Raw genomic sequence first — 16,577 nt, forward strand, 5'->3', positions numbered from 1 at the left:
AATTCCTCGCTGATTATTGGCTCGCTACAATATAGATTTGGCGTTAAAACCATCGAATGTTTTTATTGACGATAAATAATGTAAGCGTTATCATCAAGGTGTTAACAGTACATATAAAGGGGAGAATGTATATGTTAGTTCAAACTATATTCGGAATGGATAAGTCTAAAAAATTAGGGGAGTATGTGAACGCATTACAAGCACTTTGTGAACAATATAATGTTGAAACAGATAAAATTGCGATTATTGAGGCAACAGAGGAATACTATTTATTTTTAGTAAAGCAAGAAGAGCGCTATGATGTTGTCAAGGTAGAAACAGTTGATACAAATATTGAATATTATACGAAAGCTTATAAAATAAGCAGTTTTAATCATACTGCTTATCAAATGTAAAAAAACTCCCTTTTGGGAGTTTTTTTAGGAGGCTTTTACTTCGTTAGATTCGATTAGTAATGGAACTTTTTTCGTACCGCTTAACTTAGCGATTGTAAGGCCAAGAAGAGCTCCTGCTAATGCTGGTATTAGCCAACCGATTCCTTCATTATATAAAGGGATAAATTCAAAATATGGTGTGATGAATGAAACTGAAATACCACCTTGTTTTAATCCATCAAATACGCTCACTACAGCTGATCCGATTAAAGCACATACATAAACAGAGCGATATCCACCGAAGTATTTATGAAGTAACGATAGTAGTACGAGTACAATCGCAATTGGATACACAACAAGTAGAATTGGAACAGAGATTGCGATAATTTTCGTTAAACCTAAGTTGGCAACTAATAATCCTAATGCGCAAATGATACTCGCGAATGTTTTGTATGAAAATGTAGTCAATAATGTTGAAAAATATTGGCTGCACGCAGATACGAGTCCAACGCATGTCGTTAAACAAGCGAGTGTAACGATAAGAGATAATAGGAGCAAACCATACGGACCGAATAATTGTTGTACGATAACAGTAAGTAGCTGTCCACCATTTTTTGCATATCCGAGAGAGACACTAGTTGCCCCCAGCCAGCCGAGTGCACCATATACAAGTACGAGTCCTGTAGCGGCAATAAGCCCTGCTTTTGCTGTGGCGATGGCAATGGACTTACGATCATTCACACCTTTAGAGCGAATTGCATTTACAACGATAATTCCAAATGCAAGTGCTGAAATGGTGTCCATTGTTAAGTACCCTTCCATAAAGCCTTTGAAGATTGGAGAAGTTTGATACTCTTGCATAGCTGGTCCTGATTGCCCAAGTGGTGTAAAGACACTTTTAACAAACAATAAGAAAATTGAGATTAATAAAATAGGTGTTAATATATTTCCAATACGATCGACAAGTTTAGATGGATTTAAGCTCAGCCAAAATACGAAAGTAAAGAATATGATTGTATATACAAATAGCACTAGGCTGCTAGAGCGGATTGTTTCTGGTAAGAAAGAACTAACACCCATTTCATAAGCAACATTTGCAACACGTGGGATGCCCATGGATGGACCGATGGCAATGTATACAACTACTGTAAAGAAAATTCCGAATAATGGATGGACATGACTTGCAAGTTGCTGCATCCCATTTCCTGATAGAGAAATTGCGATAACAGTTAGTAGTGGTAAGCCAACTCCTGTTAGTAAAAATCCAATCATTGCTGGCCAAAAATTTTCACCTGCGTTTTGTCCAAGCATGGGAGGGAAAATTAAATTACCTGCCCCAAAAAATAAAGAAAATAGCATAAGACCCGTGAAAAAAATATGTTTTTTTGATACAGTGTTCATTGTTTTTCCTCCTTTTTTAAATTCATTTGTAAGAACACAAAAAACTCGTCCCTAAAGAAAGGGACGAGTTATATTTACCCGCGATACCACCCTAATTTACACATGTAGAAATAAATCTATATGTATACGGCTTTGCAACGTACAACATGATACGTGTTCCTTGTAACGGGGGACGGCCGGTAAGAACTTACTGTAACATTCGGTTCTACTTCTCGGAGATGATTTTCGGTTACGCACTGAACGTTGGCTTTCAGCAAATCGCCAACTCTCTGGGGAACAGTTCTATAACGTACTCGTTCTCGTCAATGAATTTTTATTCAAGTATTCTGACAGTATTGTTGCATGTTTTTTTTAGAAAGTCAATATGTTTTTTGAAAGATATATTTATATACGGAAATATCGAAAGTAATATTCGTTGTTGCAAAAGGAATAATGAATTGTAAAATGGGAGTAAAAATTTGTGGAGAATTGTAAAATTTATAGAGAAAGTTGATATTTATAGGAGTAAAGAAGGGATTATTTGAATTTACAGAGAATATTACAACAATCCACTTGTTGGAAAGAACAAACCAAAAGAGGTGACTGAAATGCTTGCGATGGGAGTATTATTTGGCATTATTGCTATAATTGGTTTTATGTGGTTATATTATTCGCGTTCGTTTAAACAAGCAGAAGTTTTACTCTTTCAAAAAGGTAGTTTGTTGACAAATCAGTCTAGATATTTAGTATGTCCGAAGTGTGGAAGTGCACAGGCCAGAAGTGGAGGATATCAAGAGTGTTGCAAAATTAGATTATGAAAGAAAGGAAGCCTCACATTATTTTGTGAGGCTTCCTTCCTTACAACTTCATGGCGCTCCAAATTGTCCATCGATCTCTTTCAATAATAGGAGAGACGTTTTGTAATGCGGTCTGTATATGTTGTAGAAGTTGAGAAAGTTCATCATCTGTTAACTCATATAGAATGGATCGACCTGTTCGAGGAGATAAATCTTGTAGTAATGCTTCTACAGAATCATGTATTTTTCGTACTTCCCATTGTGTTTGTGTGGGAAGCACGTGAAGAGAATGTTTTTGTAATTCTTTCTGTATCGTGTTGGTTTTTGGACGTCTTTTTGACTCTATTTCAATGAGTTTTGGAAATATAGAGAAAAAATATCCACGAATGTGTTCGGGACTTCCTGGAACTGTACAATCTTCAATCGTTCGATCTTGTAAAATAAGTACACCGTTTTTATTTAATATACGAGAAGCTTCACATAAAAATGTAGGAATGTCTTGTAAATGATGAATAACTGCACGAGAAATAACTATGTCGAATGTTTCATTAGGGTATGGGATATTATGTGCATCACCGTGGATGAAAGAAATATTTGGAATGTTGCCGCAATTTTCTTTTGCAGCTTGTAATATTTCTTTTGAAAAATCAAGTCCCACAACATTTTTGGCTCCCATAAGAGCAAGTTCTTTCGTATAAATCCCGCCACCGCAGCCAATATCAATTATTTGCTTGTTTTGTATGTCTGTAATGTTTTTTACCATTTCAGCCCAAGAAATATGAGCGTTTCTTGTTGCGTATGTGTATTTATTATTTGGATCATGAAAATTAATGGACATGATAAAGACCTCCTTTCAATGATTAGTATAACTTATTTAATAGGATGTCACGTTTTTGTTTTATGTATGAAGATTATAAGAATTTCTTATCGTAAAAGGAGGATTAATTTGAAAGGGAAATATGTATTGTTGTTATTTGTTATGTTACTAGCAGCTTGTGGTCAAGCTGAGCAAAAAAAAGAAACAAAAAAAGTAGAAGAGACGGTGAATGAAGTGAAAGAAACAATTGGGGTAACCGTTATACAAAAAAAACATAAAGAGAAAAAGTTGCAGGAATCAGAAGCGAAGTTAGTAATAGACATTTTGGATAAAGCTGAGAAACAAGAAATAACCGGAAGCTTCGGTGAACCTGAATATGAAATACAAATTAGTAGAGATGGGAAAAAAGAAACTTATTATGCATGGTTAAGGGGAGAAGATAGACGAGGATGGGTGCAATATAAGAAAGCTATGTATATGTTGAATGAAAAAGATACGGAAAAGCTTTTGGCTATATTTCCAAATGTTTCAGAACAAAAAGAAGATGAGATGCAGGTAGGTCCTTTAACGGAAGTAACAAAAAAAGATTTGCAGATTACTGCGTTTCATATTAAAGCGGGCGATCAAAACGTGAATTATATGGTACGGTATACGATTTCACAATCACTATATAACAAGTTAGTGAAGGAACGAGAGTATTATTTGCAACTCACTTTCCCAGAAAAAGTTCAAAAATTAATTGGAGCAAAAGAGAGTGAAATGATTTTAGGTGAAAAAGTAAAGGAAGGGTATAAGCAATATGAATTGCATGCTACTGTTCCGATAAAAGGTGCTTCAGAATCACAATTAAAATCATTAGAAACATATTACGAAAAGTATGATTTGAAAATATTAAACAGTGAAAAAGAAAAAATAGGCGTGTTTCAAAATATAATTCAAATCGTTAAAGAGTATGGTGAAAAAATGAATTTTCAAAGATAAAGTGAGACTTTAATCGGCAGAGGATGCTCATTTTTCGTTGATTAATAGTCTTTGCCAATTCGGCGTTGATTCCCGCTTAACTTCTTTGTTCCAACTGAATTTTGAGATAAGATCCTTATTGGCTGTAGCTGAATTGAAATTGTATGTAGCCTTTCCTAGGAAATGATAATAGAGAGGGGGGAAGAACACCCTCTCTATTATTTTGCTTTTGCAGATGGCTCATTCATTGATTTTCGTGTAATAAGAAATGAAATCATAAGAGCGGAAAGAATGATAAGAGTGATAAGTAAGTGATTTGGCAACCAATCTAATAATAATACATAGCTCACTGTATAAAAAATAAGAGTTGAAGCTAAAAATGATAAAACACTTATTATGAGAGATTGTAAATTCATTCGTATATACCTCCTTTATTTATATTTTTGGCTAAAAATGGATTAAATAAACATTATTTCTAACAATAGAAAAAAATATGTCATAATAGAGAAAAGAACAAGCTTTGATGAATGAATATGATTCATTAATGAGAGATAAAGGAGAGGAATATGAAAAATAATAAAAAAGGATTATGGGGAATTATTGTTGCGATAGGTCTATTTTTACTGTCTAAGTTAAAGTGGGTATTTGCAATTTTTAAATTAGCAAAGTTTTCAACGGTATTTAGTATGTTTCTATCGCTTGGCGCATACGCAGTTCTATATGGTTGGAAATTTGGAGTGGCGCTCATTTATTTGTTGTTTGTTCATGAAATGGGCCATTTATGGGCTGCGAAAAGAAAGGGGATCCCAACATCGCCAGCAATCTTTATTCCGTTTATGGGGGCCCTTATTGGAATGAAAGAGATGCCGAAAAATGCGAAAGATGAAGCTTACATCGCCTATATGGGACCGCTTTTCGGACTTCTTTCATTTTTACCAGCGATCCCACTTTATATAATGACGCAAGAGCCGTTTTGGGCGCTTGTTATTTTGCTTGGAAGTATGATTAATTTCTTTAATTTAATTCCTGTTTCGCCGCTAGATGGTGGGCGAATTATTTCAGTTGTCAGTACTAAAATTTGGGGAGCAGGCCTTATTTTATTACTTGGCTATTCAATTTACTTTAAAAGTATTTTGGGAGGATTTATTGTTATTATCGGTTGTATGGAATTATACAGAGTGATAAAGAGAGATGAGCCGATTAAGGAATTAGGGCATAAAATTGATGGAATGAAAGAATATGTTGCTAGGCTTGAAGAGGAATTAAAAGAAACTGGAGCTGCACATCGGACTATATACATGATGCATCATGAGATGAATGCATTAAGACAAAGTGAACGGGAAAAAGAGTTACAAATAGGTGAACTTCAAAAAATGGAAGTGTTAGAGTATCTTTTACCAAAGTTTGAACCGTTAGATTATGTTCCATATGAAGATGAAATAGATGAGTATACTATTCACATAAGAGAAGCATTTGAAGCGTCAGAAAGAAAATTAAATGAATGGAAAACAGAAAAGGAACAACAAGAAAACTATTATAAAGTGGATACGAAAACGAAATGGACAGTATTTGCTTGTTATATCGGATTAATAGCTATACTTGGTTATACAGCTTATGAAGGTTATATTGTTTTACAGGAGCATTTGCCAAGACGAAATGTGTAGAAAAATATTGTCGAAATGATAGGAAGAATTAATACAGGAATTATATTTCTACGAGAGAATGTTACAAGTATAGTCATACATTGTAATATCTTTAGTAGAGAAGGAGTTCTGTATATGAAGAAATTGTTAAGTGTATTCGGGATTATTATCGTAATGATCATTGCGAGTTATAGTCTTATGAAAGTGCTGTTACATTATGCGAATAAGCCTGCTGAGGTAAATACAATAGCTCAAGTAGAAGATGTGCAAGAAGAGACAAAAGTGCTAGATTTTATTCGAATGACACATGAAAGCTATAATAATTTCTTAAATTACGGTAAAGCAGAGAATTATACAGACGGGGATTGGAAGCAATTTAAGCAATGGTTTCAACAACAAGAACCATCTTTAAAAAATATACATACGGAAATAAAGAATGAAAAAATAAAACGCGATGTAAATAGAAGTTATGAAATTGTAAAAAAAGGTGTGGAACTTCAAAATATTGAGTATGTAGTGTATGCCCACCGTGTATATCATGATTTGGATATTATTGTAAATAAATATAGAGGTGAAACGAATATCTGGGGGTATACGGAGTTTGGTGATGGGAAAGATAGAAAGGTAATTGAACAAGCTATACAAACAAAATAATAAGCTAGCTAGAATTCTAGTTAGCTTATTTTCTTTTGTAAATGCAATGTTCATATATTATTCACAAAAACAACGTGTTAATAGTGATTAAAATCACAATCTGCATTATAAGATTCAGTTAAACTAAAAACAGTTAAGGAAATAGAGGAGTGGGATACAATGTTAAGTGCAAAAACAATTGAAATCGTAAAGTCAACAGTACCATTATTACAAGAAAAAGGCGTTGAAATTACAACGAGATTTTATCAAATTTTATTTTCAGAACATCCGGAGTTATTGAATATTTTTAACCATACGAATCAGAAAAAGGGAAGACAACAACAAGCGTTAGCGAATGCTGTTTATGCAGCTGCAACGTACATTGATAATTTAGAAGCAATTATTCCAGTTGTAAAACAAATTGGTCATAAGCATAGAAGTTTAGGTATTAAAGCTGAGCATTATCCGATTGTAGGTACATGTTTACTACGTGCCATTAAAGAAGTCGCAGGTGCACCTGATGAAGTTTTAAATGCATGGGGAGAAGCATATGGTGTCATTGCTGATGCATTTATTAGCATTGAAGCAGAGATGTATGAAGAAGCTGCACATAAAGAAGGTGGATGGAAAGACTTCCGCAACTTTGTGATTGTTAAAAAAGTGAAGGAAAGCGATGTTATTACGTCATTTTATTTGAAACCTGAAGATGGAGGGAAAGTTTCTTCATTCATCCCAGGTCAATATGTAACGGTTCAAATCAATATTGAAGGTGAGACATATACACATAATCGTCAATACAGTTTATCCGATGCACCTGGGAAAGAATATTATCGTATTAGTGTAAAGAAAGAAAAAGGTGTAGATACACCAGACGGTAAAGTGTCTAATTACTTACATGAACATGTAAAAGAAGGAGATGTTTTACCAGTAAGTGCACCAGCGGGAGATTTCGTGTTAAATATGGATTCAACATTACCAGTTGTACTAATTAGTGGTGGAGTAGGGATTACACCGATGATGAGTATGTTAAATACGTTAATTGAACAAGATTCAAAACGTAATGTATATTTTGTTCATGCAGCAATAAATAGTAATACACATGCAATGAAAGAACACGTTAAGGCAGTAGAAAATGAATATGAACAAGTTAAAGCATATACTTGTTATTCTGCACCGACTGAAAAAGATATAGAAATGAAGAACTTTGATAAAGAAGGTTTCGTTGAAAGCGAATGGTTAAAAACTATTATTCCGACAACTGAAGCAGAATTTTATTTTTGTGGTCCAGTAGCATTTATGAAGCATATAAATGCTGCACTAACTGATTTAGGTGTGAAACAAGAGCATATTCATTATGAATTTTTCGGCCCAGCAACAAGCTTACAATAAGACGAATGAGAATAAACAAAAAAACGAGGTATTTATTTTACCTCGTTTTTTATTTGTTCTCGTAATAAACGGTTAACTGTTTCACGGCGTATGCCTATCAGTTGACCAATTTCAGTTTGTGTTAATATTTCATATATAGGAATGTCACCTAAATATAATGTGAACCATTCTTGTAAACGATGAAGACGTTCTTTCGGAGAGACGGTTGTCAATTGATCAATTCGTTGTTGCATCATTCTTAATTTAGATTGCAATTGCATAGCGATGTTGGCATATGATTCGGGATTTGCTTGAAGTCTCTCATACCATTCACTACTAGTGATCGGTTCAACTTCTGTTTTTATTAAAGCGATAGCTGTACCGTGATATTCTTTCGGTGAAATCAAAGAATGATGAGGTATCGTTTCACCTGGAACGATAATGTTGAATAAAAATGGTGTTCCGTCTTCCTCTAGCCGAACTACTTTTAATAAGCCTGTTTTTATAAAGTATAAAGGACCGTCCTCGCCTTGACGGAATAGTACATCTCCTTTGTGTAGAATCAATGTTAGCCCCCCATTAATATGTTTCTATTTCTTCTATTTTAGCGTATATGTATATAGACAATATGCTATTTCAACAGCAATTTCATTGACGAAATGTATGCTATTACAGTAGTATACTATTTAGTGTGTAATAGTACTAGCAATGAATACGCTGTAGGGGGTTTAGTATATTGTTAGATGCGATGAGAATGACGGATATGAGAATTCCGGCGAATGCTATCATTCATGTAGAAGAGATGAAAGGTGGAGTCGTTTTATCCGTTGAAGTAGACGGCCAAATTATTTATACGATGGCTTATGATGAAGAAACAGATAGTTATGCTGAATTATATGATCGAAATGATAAGAGGGCGTGCCAAGTACATGAAGACTTTATGGGATGGTCACTTCTTCACTAAAAAAGATGTCAATATGACATCTTTTTTTATTAAATCGATAGAATATACAAAGAAATGAAATATAAGGATAAAATTTGTAATAATTGATTTTGCATTGTTAGCACTCTGTAACTGCAAGTGAACTATTTTTTCGCTATCATAAAGATAACAGTCGCAGTTATAGGAGTGGTCAACTTGAAGAAAGTACATATTTCAAATTATATGTTATTATGTGTTTGTTTAATTTTATTTGTTCTCCTCGGAGGATTTTTATATTCATGTGTATAAGAAAAACGCATTCTAAAAAGAATACGTTATAAAAGGGAAATAATGATTAATCTAGTTCCAAGAATAATTAACGTAATACGTAATAAATTAATTACGGCGTTACCACTTAGTTTTGTATTAATGTAAGCCCCGATTTTTCCGCCGATCCATGCACCAGGAATAAGGATTAATGCATAAATCCAGCTGACATTTCCAAGTGAGATGTGAGTTGCAGAACTTACAATTGCTGATAGAAATACGATGAACATTGAAGTTGCTACTGCAATATGTGCTGGGAATGCAAAAAGAAGCATCATTGCTGGAACAAGTAAGGCACCGCCACCAATTCCAAATAACCCAGATATAAACCCAACTATAAAGGCAATAAAGATAGCAAGAAACGGTGGGAATTGGTAGTGTACAGTATTTCCATCATTATCTGTAAAAGAACGCTTAATTACAGACGTATTTGAGAGGGAAAGAGGTTTTAATTTGTCTCGAAGCATAAGTAGAATTGAGACGAATATAAGGAAAACCCCAAAGTATAAAGAAAATGTGTCTTGGTTTAAAAATTTATTTGCCCATGATCCGATAATACCACCAGGGCCGCTTCCGATAAATAAAATAAGTCCACTTTTATAATCTACTCGTTTATGCTTCATATAAGTAAGGGTGGAAGATAGCCCTGTAAAAACGACTGTTACCATAGAAGTCCCTACTGCAAGTTGTGGTGATAAACTGTGTAATCCAATTAATAACGGAACAATAATAATTCCGCCTCCAAGCCCAACTAGGCTGCCGACTGTCCCGGCGATTAGTCCGATGAAAAGTAACATGATGTATTCCAAAATTGCCAACTCCTCTAAATAACTTATCCACCAATTATTATACACGCTTTTTAATGAGAAATAGGCTTGTTCACAAAAAAGTCGTCTTCCTAGAAAAATAAGGAAGACGACTTTTGATTAGAAAACAAAATGTAATAGGTAGTAAAATAGAGCAGCTAAAGAAGCTGAAATAGGAAGTGTAATAACCCATGTAATTAACATACGTTTTGCAGTTCCCCATTTTACCCCTTTCACACGGTGAGAAGCACCAACCCCTAAAATAGAAGAAGAGATAACGTGCGTCGTACTAACCGGTAAGTGAATGAATGTTGCACCGAAAATAACAAGTGATGATGATAAATCGGCAGCTACACCATTTACAGGACGAATTTTCATAATTTGTCCACCGACAGTTTTAATAATTTTCCATCCACCGACAGAAGTACCAAGCCCCATTGCGATAGCACAAGATAATTGTACCCAGAACGGAATATCGCTAGAAGTATGATAGTTATTAGCCATAAGAGCCATCGTAATGATTCCCATTGCTTTTTGTGCATCATTCGTACCGTGTGTATAGGCTTGTAATGCTGCAGTGAAAATCTGGAATATACGGAAGTTTTTGTTCGTTTTCGTTAAGTTAAAGTTTTTAAAGACCACTTTAAAAATACTGTATACGATATAACCAATAACGAAAGCGATAATTGGTGAAATGATTAAAGCTTCAAGAATTTTAATGAATCCTTTAAGGTTTAATGAGCTAATACCAGCAGCAGCAATGGCTGCACCTGCGATTGAGCCAATAATTGCATGCGAAGAACTACTTGGGATACCGTAGTACCAAGTAATTAAGTTCCATGCTATCGCCGCAAGTAAAGCAGCTAAAATTACAAGAGAACCATTTTGTAAAGCAAATGGGTCAACGATATCTTTTGTAATCGTTTTTGCTACACCTGTAAATGTCATTGCACCTAAAAAGTTCATAATAGCTGCCATAATAATTGCATGTCTAGGCTTTAGAGCTTTCGTTGAAACAGCCGTTGCAATAGCGTTTGCTGTATCGTGAAATCCATTGATAAAGTCAAAAGCTAAAGCGCAAATGACTACTAAAACGGTCAGTATCAAGAGTGTATCCATGATCAAACTCCTTACGCGTTCTTCATAATAATTGTTTCTAATACGTTTGCAACGCTTTGACAGCTATCAGCTACTTCTTCAAGCTCTTCGTAAATCTCTTTAAATTGAATAATCTTAATCGGATCTTTCTCACGAGAGAATAAGTGCTTAATCGCATGACGACGAATATCATCGCATTGTGATTCGTAATCCTTAATCTTGATTGCGTTCGTACGAATGTCGACTAACTTCTTTTTAGACAGTAGTTCAACAGAATTTGCAATTTCAATTGCACATTGATTAATTGCTTCTACGAATTTAATCATGTATTCATCAGCTTCTGTAATAGAATACATTTCGAACAGACCAGCACTGTGATCTAATCCGTCTAATACATCATCCATACTCATTGCAAGTTGTAGGATGTCCTCACGTTCAATCGGAGTAATAAACGCTTTGTTTAGCTCCATAATGATTTCGTGAATAAATGAGTCACCTTTTGACTCATACTCTTTCATGCGCATAGAAAACTCTTTTAAATCGCTAGCATTTTTAATTTTATACTCCACGAAAAATTGCGCGCCTTCTTTTAAATTTTCGGAAACATTCATTAACATTTCAGAAAATTTATCTTTTTTTGATTTAAAGACCATTATTGTTACCCCCACAAAAGTAATATATGTAAAATATATTGGCTAATCAATTCTAACAAAAAACTGTCGTTTTTTAAAACATTTTATCGAAAAGTTTACAAAAACTTAACATAACTCTCGTTGTTCTATTAATAATATTAATATCCAATAGTGAATATCTTACTTGTAGAATGTCCTTTTCTTGCAAAAAGTATGAATGTAAAAGAAAAGCTTTACACTATAGGAATGACTACGTTATTATAATAAATTTAAAAGGCGGTATATTCTTCCTTTTAAAAAGAAGAGTGTAAATAAATGAAGGAAGTGAACGAATGAAATTGAAGAACACTCATTTTAAAAAAATGCTTGAGTGGTTCAATAAGAGGAAGAAACTTCGTAATTCATTAATTGTATTGGGAAGTGTACTCGTTACTATATTTATTGCTGTAAATATAATAATTTCCACTCAAGACATATCTGAATTAAAACAAGCTGTTCCACAACCGACTTTAATTTATGATGCAAATAATGAGGTCGCAACTAAATTAGCTTCTTCGAAAACAGAAGGCGTTAAAAGAAAAGATATTCCTGATATTATGGTTCAGGCAATTGTTGCAGTAGAAGATAAGGAATTTTTTAACCATCATGGTATTTATTATAGTGGAATTATAAGTGCAGTTTTTAAAAATATTACAGCAGGAGAAGTTGTAGCAGGAGGAAGTACAATTACACAGCAGCTTGCGAAGAATGTATTTCTGACACAAGATCGTACATTTTCTCGTAAAATAAAGGAATACTTTTTAACGAAAAAAATAGAACGTACTTATACAAAAGATGAAATTATTGAAATGTATATGAATCAAATTTATTTTGGGGAAGGTGCTTGGGGGATAAAGAGGGCAGCTAAATCTTATTTTGATAAAGAGGTAAAAGATTTATCAATTTCAGAAGCTGCAACGATCGCGGGCTTAATTAAAGCGCCGTCTGCGTATTCGCCTTATAAAAACTTTAATAAATCAATTGAACGACGTAATGTCGTATTAAGTTTAATGAAGGAACAAGGATATATTTCTGAAGAGCAATACAATAAAGAAAAAGAGTCAGGACTTGTATTAAAACGTGGGGTTGATGATAAATATAAAGGTAAATACTCCCAATATGTAGATTATATAGTTAGGGAAGCGATGGATAAGTATGAATTAACACAAAATGAAATTTTAGCAGGTGGTTATCGTATTTATACTGAGCTGGATCCGAAAAAACAACAAGCTGTAGAAGATGTTGTGAATAATGATAGTTATTTCAAAGATAGTGGCTCAGATCAACTTATGCAAACGGGTGTAGTCCTTATAAATCCCAAAACAGGCGGTGTTCCAGCTTTAGTTGGGGGGAGAGGACCATATCAGTTTTTACAATTTAATCATGCTACGCAATTAAAAAGACAGCCAGGTTCAACATTAAAGCCTCTAGCTGTATATGTACCCGCTTTAGAACAAGGGTATGAGGTATACGATATATTAAAGGATGAACCATTTCATATTAAAGAATATGAACCTAAAAATAGTGATCAGGCTTTTCATGGTAATGTGACAATGTATGAAGCGGTAGCAAAATCGTATAATGTTTCTGCTGTGTGGCTATTAGAACAAATAGGATTAGATAAAGGATTGAAATCTTTAGAGCGATTTGGTATTCCATTAGTACCAGAAGACCGTACGTATCCAATTGCTTTAGGTGGGATGCATGTAGGGACATCACCATTTGTAATGGCCCAAGCATATAGTACATTTGCTAATGATGGGGTTCAAGTAGAGGCTCATGCAATTAGAGAAGTTCAAAATGCTGAAGGGGAAATAATAGGGAAATGGTATAAGAAAGAGACACGAGTGACGAGTGAGAAAATCGCTCAAAAGATGACGTATTTATTAAAAGGTGTTGTAGAAAAGGGAACAGGTGGAAAAGCGAAAGTTAATAATGTTGATACAGCAGGAAAGACAGGGACGACTCAACTTGTAAATGGCCCGAGCGTAGGGGCAAAGGACTCGTGGTTTGTAGGATACACACCAGATTTAGTAGGTGCGATTTGGGTAGGATATGACAAAACAGATAGCGAGCATTATGTTCCGGGTGGTAGCCAAATTACAACGACGATGTTCCGGGATATCATGAAAAAAGCAAATGCAAACCCAGCCCAAAAAGCGTTCCAATTGTCGTTAATATCTGAGGCGGACTATAAAAAACAATTGCAAACAATTGAAGAAGAAAAGCGAAGAAAAGAAGAAGAAAAGAAAAGGCAAGAAGAAGAGCAACAAAGGAAAAAAGAACAGCAAGAGTGGTTTGATAAAGTGAAAGAGTGGATTCCATCATTATGGTAAAAAAAGAGGCGAATTTCATTATTCGCCTCTTTCTCGTGTGAAAAATAAAGTGAGCTCATAATGAGTGAGATAAATGCTACTATTCATTAAGAGTAATGTTCGTACTGCCAAAGGATTGAGAATCGTATGTGACGATTATTGTTCCTTTACTAATCGGTTCGTAAGGTAATTCTTCTTCATAACTACCATTATTTTCATTATGGATAGACAGCGTGATTTCATCAATTCCTTTATTTGTATACTGATCTTTAATCGTTTCAGCAATTTGAAGTAGAGTTTCGTAATTAGAAGCTTTCGTAATAAGCATTCCTTTTATAACTTTTTTTTCATTATTTGTGGAATTGGAATAAGGGATGTCGTTTTGTTTCGTATACAAAAGTTTGTATGGAACTGTTTTTCTCTCTGCTTTTGAAATAGTGGAGTATTTTAGAGTTAAAAAAAATCCTACACATAAAATAATGCATACCATAAGAGCAATCCAAATGCGTATCAGTGACATAACTCTCATTTTTCATCCCTCTTTCATATCTTTGACTTCATTATTTATCATACAAAATGAGGATTAAGATAGAGTAAATTTGAGGTAAAGAAACGTAAAGAAGGAGCACTTATCCTCCCAAATAAGTGCTCCTTTTTATTAAAAGAGAGATTTAATAGACAATCAAAGCAAACCTATTACTTATAAATGTGCTTAGTCCTCCCAAAATATTATCGGAAATTGTGGTTAGTAAATTCGGAAGACAGATAGTGTCGCAGTTGTATCGCCCGTATTAGGAATAGAAATAGTATTTGCTGTAGGTTGTACAGAAATCGTTGTACCCGCTTGTAAAGTAACGATTGTAGAGAAAGAAACAGCACTACCGATAACATTAGTTGAAAAATTACGAGTAGGTGGTTGGCCATTGAATGAAATACCGAATCCAAACGGTGAAGAGCCTGGGAAAGTTGTAGATGCCGAGAAACTAATATCATATACGCCTGTTTCTAAAACTGTTAAAGTATCTGTAGTATCATTAAAATTAATATTATTTATTTCAAAAACTTGATTGAATTGGATATTCATTCCAGGTGATATTGTTTGAGCATTGGAGTTTCCTATTGCAGCTATAGTTACAGGAATCGGAGTACCCGCTGGTCCAGTAGCCCCCGTAGCACCTTGAGCGCCAGTAGCACCAGTAGCGCCTGCTGGCCCTTGAACGCCTTGAGCACCTTGAGCACCAGTAGCGCCCGCTGGCCCTTGAATACCTTGAGCACCTTGAGGTCCAGTAGCACCAGTAGCGCCTGCTGGCCCTTGAGCACCTTGAGGTCCAGTAGCACCAGTAGCGCCTGCTGGCCCTTGAGCACCTTGAGCGCCAGTAGCGCCCGCTGGCCCTTGAATACCTTGAGCACCTTGAGGTCCAGTAGCACCAGTAGCGCCTGCTGGCCCTTGAACGCCTTGAGCACCTTGAGCACCAGTAGCGCCCGCTGGCCCTTGAATACCTTGAGCGCCAGTAGCGCCCGCTGGCCCTTGAATACCTTGAGCACCTTGAGGTCCAGTAGCACCAGTAGCGCCTGCTGGCCCTTGAATACCTTGAGCACCTTGAGGTCCAGTAGCCCCTTGAGCACCTGCTGGTCCCTGAGCACCTTGAGGTCCTTGAGCGCCAGTAGCGCCTTGAGCACCAGCCGGACCTTGAGCACCAGTAGCGCCTTGAGCGCCCGCCGGACCTTGAGGTCCAGTAGCGCCTTGAGGTCCAGTAGCACCAGTAGCCCCCGTAGCACCAGTAGTTCCTCCACCTAGGCAACCAGATCCATATTGAACTAAGATAGCTTGAATTTCTGAAATGAGTTTAACGAGATTATCGATAGCACAGCAATCAATTTTGAATAACTTAGCGATATACAATAAATAATTAAGCAGGCTTTGTAGTTCAACGTATAATGCCCCACATGAAAAAGGTGTTGTTCTTAAAATAGTTAACAGATTAGCGATAATAGAATTTGCAATTTGTTTTTGTGCAGGAGACAAATTTAAGCAATTGAGGAATCGTTGGAGATTATTTAAGACGTTAATCAGATTATCAATATTATTTTGAGAAGGGTTTTGGAAGACAGCTTGAATAGCTTGACCAAGAGCTTGAAGAAGTCTAACAAATTCTGTAAGTTCTGACTTAGAGATGTTAATATGGCTACATGCTCTTACTTCGCAACAATCATTACCATAAAATACTTTTCCTTTATTTTTATTGTTCATCTTTTCATTCCTTTCTTTCATAGAATAAATAGTCGTTACTATATATTAAAATGAAATTCAAATTAAATTCGTGATGGACAAACTACTATTTCTCAAAAAATAAGAAGTTTACCTACCTAACACGAATAATAAAAAAAGTAGAGAAAAATCTATATGTTTTAAAGAGAATAAATTAGCATAAAAAAACTCCCTTTAATTGTTAGAGTTTGCTTAAC

The 16,577-nt window shown here is 35.1% G+C and carries 17 protein-coding genes and 1 other annotated feature; of the genes, 8 read left to right on the forward strand and 9 right to left on the reverse strand.

The genetic code is table 11. The annotated features are described in order from the left end of the window. The first annotated feature begins 56 nt into the window (after window positions 1-56). Window positions 57-395, forward strand: coding sequence for a DUF3922 domain-containing protein (locus N2V79_RS07455; protein ID WP_072939635.1), 339 nt, complete (start codon window positions 57-59; stop codon window positions 393-395). 24 nt (window positions 396-419) lie between these two features. Here N2V79_RS07455 and brnQ3 read toward each other — a convergent pair whose 3' ends face one another. Next, window positions 420-1,775, reverse strand: a complete 1,356-nt coding sequence (brnQ3, locus tag N2V79_RS07460; protein ID WP_053564907.1) for a branched-chain amino acid transport system II carrier protein BrnQ3 — start codon at window positions 1,773-1,775, stop codon at window positions 420-422. Window positions 1,776-1,831: 56 nt separating this feature from the next. Then, window positions 1,832-2,090 (reverse strand) — a binding site (T-box leader). A 272-nt stretch (window positions 2,091-2,362) separates the two neighbouring features. Here brnQ3 and N2V79_RS07465 point away from each other — a divergent pair. Beyond that, window positions 2,363-2,572: a hypothetical protein gene (locus N2V79_RS07465; RefSeq protein WP_000880630.1), complete on the forward strand. Its 210-nt coding sequence runs from the start codon at window positions 2,363-2,365 to the stop codon at window positions 2,570-2,572. A gap of 40 nt (window positions 2,573-2,612) precedes the next feature. Here the strand turns inward: N2V79_RS07465 and N2V79_RS07470 are convergent, their stop codons facing one another. Further along, window positions 2,613-3,389 (reverse strand): class I SAM-dependent methyltransferase, encoded by a 777-nt coding sequence (locus N2V79_RS07470; protein ID WP_000026288.1) that lies wholly within the window; start codon window positions 3,387-3,389, stop codon window positions 2,613-2,615. 108 nt (window positions 3,390-3,497) lie between these two features. Between N2V79_RS07470 and N2V79_RS07475 the strand changes: the two genes are divergently transcribed. Further along, a complete protein-coding gene (locus tag N2V79_RS07475) occupies window positions 3,498-4,349 on the forward strand; it encodes a hypothetical protein (RefSeq protein ID WP_053564905.1) in 852 nt (283 codons plus the stop codon). Between the two features lie 197 nt (window positions 4,350-4,546). Here N2V79_RS07475 and N2V79_RS07480 read toward each other — a convergent pair whose 3' ends face one another. After that, on the reverse strand, window positions 4,547-4,744 hold the full coding sequence (locus N2V79_RS07480; protein WP_001053359.1) for a hypothetical protein: 198 nt from the start codon (window positions 4,742-4,744) through the stop codon (window positions 4,547-4,549). A gap of 150 nt (window positions 4,745-4,894) precedes the next feature. Here N2V79_RS07480 and N2V79_RS07485 point away from each other — a divergent pair, with 150 nt between their 5' ends. The 3 genes from N2V79_RS07485 to hmpA all read left to right on the forward strand — a co-directional run bounded on the left by N2V79_RS07485 (window position 4,895) and on the right by hmpA (window position 7,993). Beyond that, window positions 4,895-5,992: a site-2 protease family protein gene (locus N2V79_RS07485; RefSeq protein WP_265938391.1), complete on the forward strand. Its 1,098-nt coding sequence runs from the start codon at window positions 4,895-4,897 to the stop codon at window positions 5,990-5,992. A gap of 114 nt (window positions 5,993-6,106) precedes the next feature. Further along, window positions 6,107-6,625: a hypothetical protein gene (locus tag N2V79_RS07490; RefSeq protein ID WP_053564903.1), complete on the forward strand. Its 519-nt coding sequence runs from the start codon at window positions 6,107-6,109 to the stop codon at window positions 6,623-6,625. A gap of 159 nt (window positions 6,626-6,784) precedes the next feature. After that, window positions 6,785-7,993: an NO-inducible flavohemoprotein gene (gene hmpA, locus N2V79_RS07495; RefSeq protein ID WP_069355305.1), complete on the forward strand. Its 1,209-nt coding sequence runs from the start codon at window positions 6,785-6,787 to the stop codon at window positions 7,991-7,993. Window positions 7,994-8,025: 32 nt separating this feature from the next. On the opposite strand, the gene N2V79_RS07500 is transcribed toward hmpA, so the two are convergent. Continuing rightward, window positions 8,026-8,538, reverse strand: a complete 513-nt coding sequence (locus N2V79_RS07500; RefSeq protein WP_000600585.1) for a Crp/Fnr family transcriptional regulator — start codon at window positions 8,536-8,538, stop codon at window positions 8,026-8,028. A 170-nt stretch (window positions 8,539-8,708) separates the two neighbouring features. On the opposite strand from N2V79_RS07500, the gene N2V79_RS07505 reads away from it, so the two are divergent. Further along, window positions 8,709-8,936: a hypothetical protein gene (locus tag N2V79_RS07505; RefSeq protein WP_000883009.1), complete on the forward strand. Its 228-nt coding sequence runs from the start codon at window positions 8,709-8,711 to the stop codon at window positions 8,934-8,936. A gap of 293 nt (window positions 8,937-9,229) precedes the next feature. Here N2V79_RS07505 and N2V79_RS07510 read toward each other — a convergent pair whose 3' ends face one another. From N2V79_RS07510 to N2V79_RS07520, 3 genes are all read right to left on the reverse strand, one after another. Then, complete coding sequence (locus N2V79_RS07510) at window positions 9,230-10,030, reverse strand: sulfite exporter TauE/SafE family protein (RefSeq protein WP_053564902.1); 801 nt, start codon at window positions 10,028-10,030, stop codon at window positions 9,230-9,232. A 117-nt stretch (window positions 10,031-10,147) separates the two neighbouring features. Then, window positions 10,148-11,146, reverse strand: a complete 999-nt coding sequence (locus N2V79_RS07515) for an inorganic phosphate transporter (RefSeq protein ID WP_000380276.1) — start codon at window positions 11,144-11,146, stop codon at window positions 10,148-10,150. Window positions 11,147-11,157: 11 nt separating this feature from the next. After that, window positions 11,158-11,778 (reverse strand): DUF47 domain-containing protein, encoded by a 621-nt coding sequence (locus N2V79_RS07520; protein ID WP_000231445.1) that lies wholly within the window; start codon window positions 11,776-11,778, stop codon window positions 11,158-11,160. 311 nt (window positions 11,779-12,089) lie between these two features. On the opposite strand from N2V79_RS07520, the gene N2V79_RS07525 reads away from it, so the two are divergent. After that, window positions 12,090-14,132, forward strand: coding sequence for a transglycosylase domain-containing protein (locus N2V79_RS07525; protein WP_069355306.1), 2,043 nt, complete (start codon window positions 12,090-12,092; stop codon window positions 14,130-14,132). Between the two features lie 79 nt (window positions 14,133-14,211). Here the strand turns inward: N2V79_RS07525 and N2V79_RS07530 are convergent, their stop codons facing one another. Together N2V79_RS07530 and N2V79_RS07535 are read right to left on the reverse strand one after the other, a co-directional pair. Next, complete coding sequence (locus N2V79_RS07530; protein ID WP_053564900.1) at window positions 14,212-14,640, reverse strand: hypothetical protein; 429 nt, start codon at window positions 14,638-14,640, stop codon at window positions 14,212-14,214. A 216-nt stretch (window positions 14,641-14,856) separates the two neighbouring features. Then, complete coding sequence (locus tag N2V79_RS07535) at window positions 14,857-16,362, reverse strand: Gly-Xaa-Xaa repeat protein (protein WP_340719754.1); 1,506 nt, start codon at window positions 16,360-16,362, stop codon at window positions 14,857-14,859. Between the last annotated feature and the right edge of the window lie 215 nt (window positions 16,363-16,577).

Origin of the sequence: Bacillus sp. CH_70 (assembly GCF_038007045.1) — a bacterium.
Lineage (GTDB): Bacteria > Bacillota > Bacilli > Bacillales > Bacillaceae_G > Bacillus_A > Bacillus_A cereus.

Coding starts and splice junctions, on each gene's coding strand:
- N2V79_RS07455 (WP_072939635.1), top strand. CDS start 57: ATGTTTTTATTGACGATAAATAATGTAAGCGTTATCATCAAGGTGTTA.
- N2V79_RS07515 (WP_000380276.1), bottom strand. CDS start 11,146: ATGGATACACTCTTGATACTGACCGTTTTAGTAGTCATTTGCGCTTTA.
- N2V79_RS07520 (WP_000231445.1), bottom strand. CDS start 11,778: ATGGTCTTTAAATCAAAAAAAGATAAATTTTCTGAAATGTTAATGAAT.
- N2V79_RS07465 (WP_000880630.1), top strand. CDS start 2,363: ATGCTTGCGATGGGAGTATTATTTGGCATTATTGCTATAATTGGTTTT.
- hmpA (WP_069355305.1), top strand. CDS start 6,785: ATGTTAAGTGCAAAAACAATTGAAATCGTAAAGTCAACAGTACCATTA.
- N2V79_RS07535 (WP_340719754.1), bottom strand. CDS start 16,362: ATGAACAATAAAAATAAAGGAAAAGTATTTTATGGTAATGATTGTTGC.
- N2V79_RS07470 (WP_000026288.1), bottom strand. CDS start 3,389: ATGTCCATTAATTTTCATGATCCAAATAATAAATACACATACGCAACA.
- brnQ3 (WP_053564907.1), bottom strand. CDS start 1,775: ATGAACACTGTATCAAAAAAACATATTTTTTTCACGGGTCTTATGCTA.
- N2V79_RS07530 (WP_053564900.1), bottom strand. CDS start 14,640: ATGAGAGTTATGTCACTGATACGCATTTGGATTGCTCTTATGGTATGC.
- N2V79_RS07480 (WP_001053359.1), bottom strand. CDS start 4,744: ATGAATTTACAATCTCTCATAATAAGTGTTTTATCATTTTTAGCTTCA.
- N2V79_RS07485 (WP_265938391.1), top strand. CDS start 4,895: ATGAAAAATAATAAAAAAGGATTATGGGGAATTATTGTTGCGATAGGT.
- N2V79_RS07525 (WP_069355306.1), top strand. CDS start 12,090: ATGAAATTGAAGAACACTCATTTTAAAAAAATGCTTGAGTGGTTCAAT.
- N2V79_RS07490 (WP_053564903.1), top strand. CDS start 6,107: ATGAAGAAATTGTTAAGTGTATTCGGGATTATTATCGTAATGATCATT.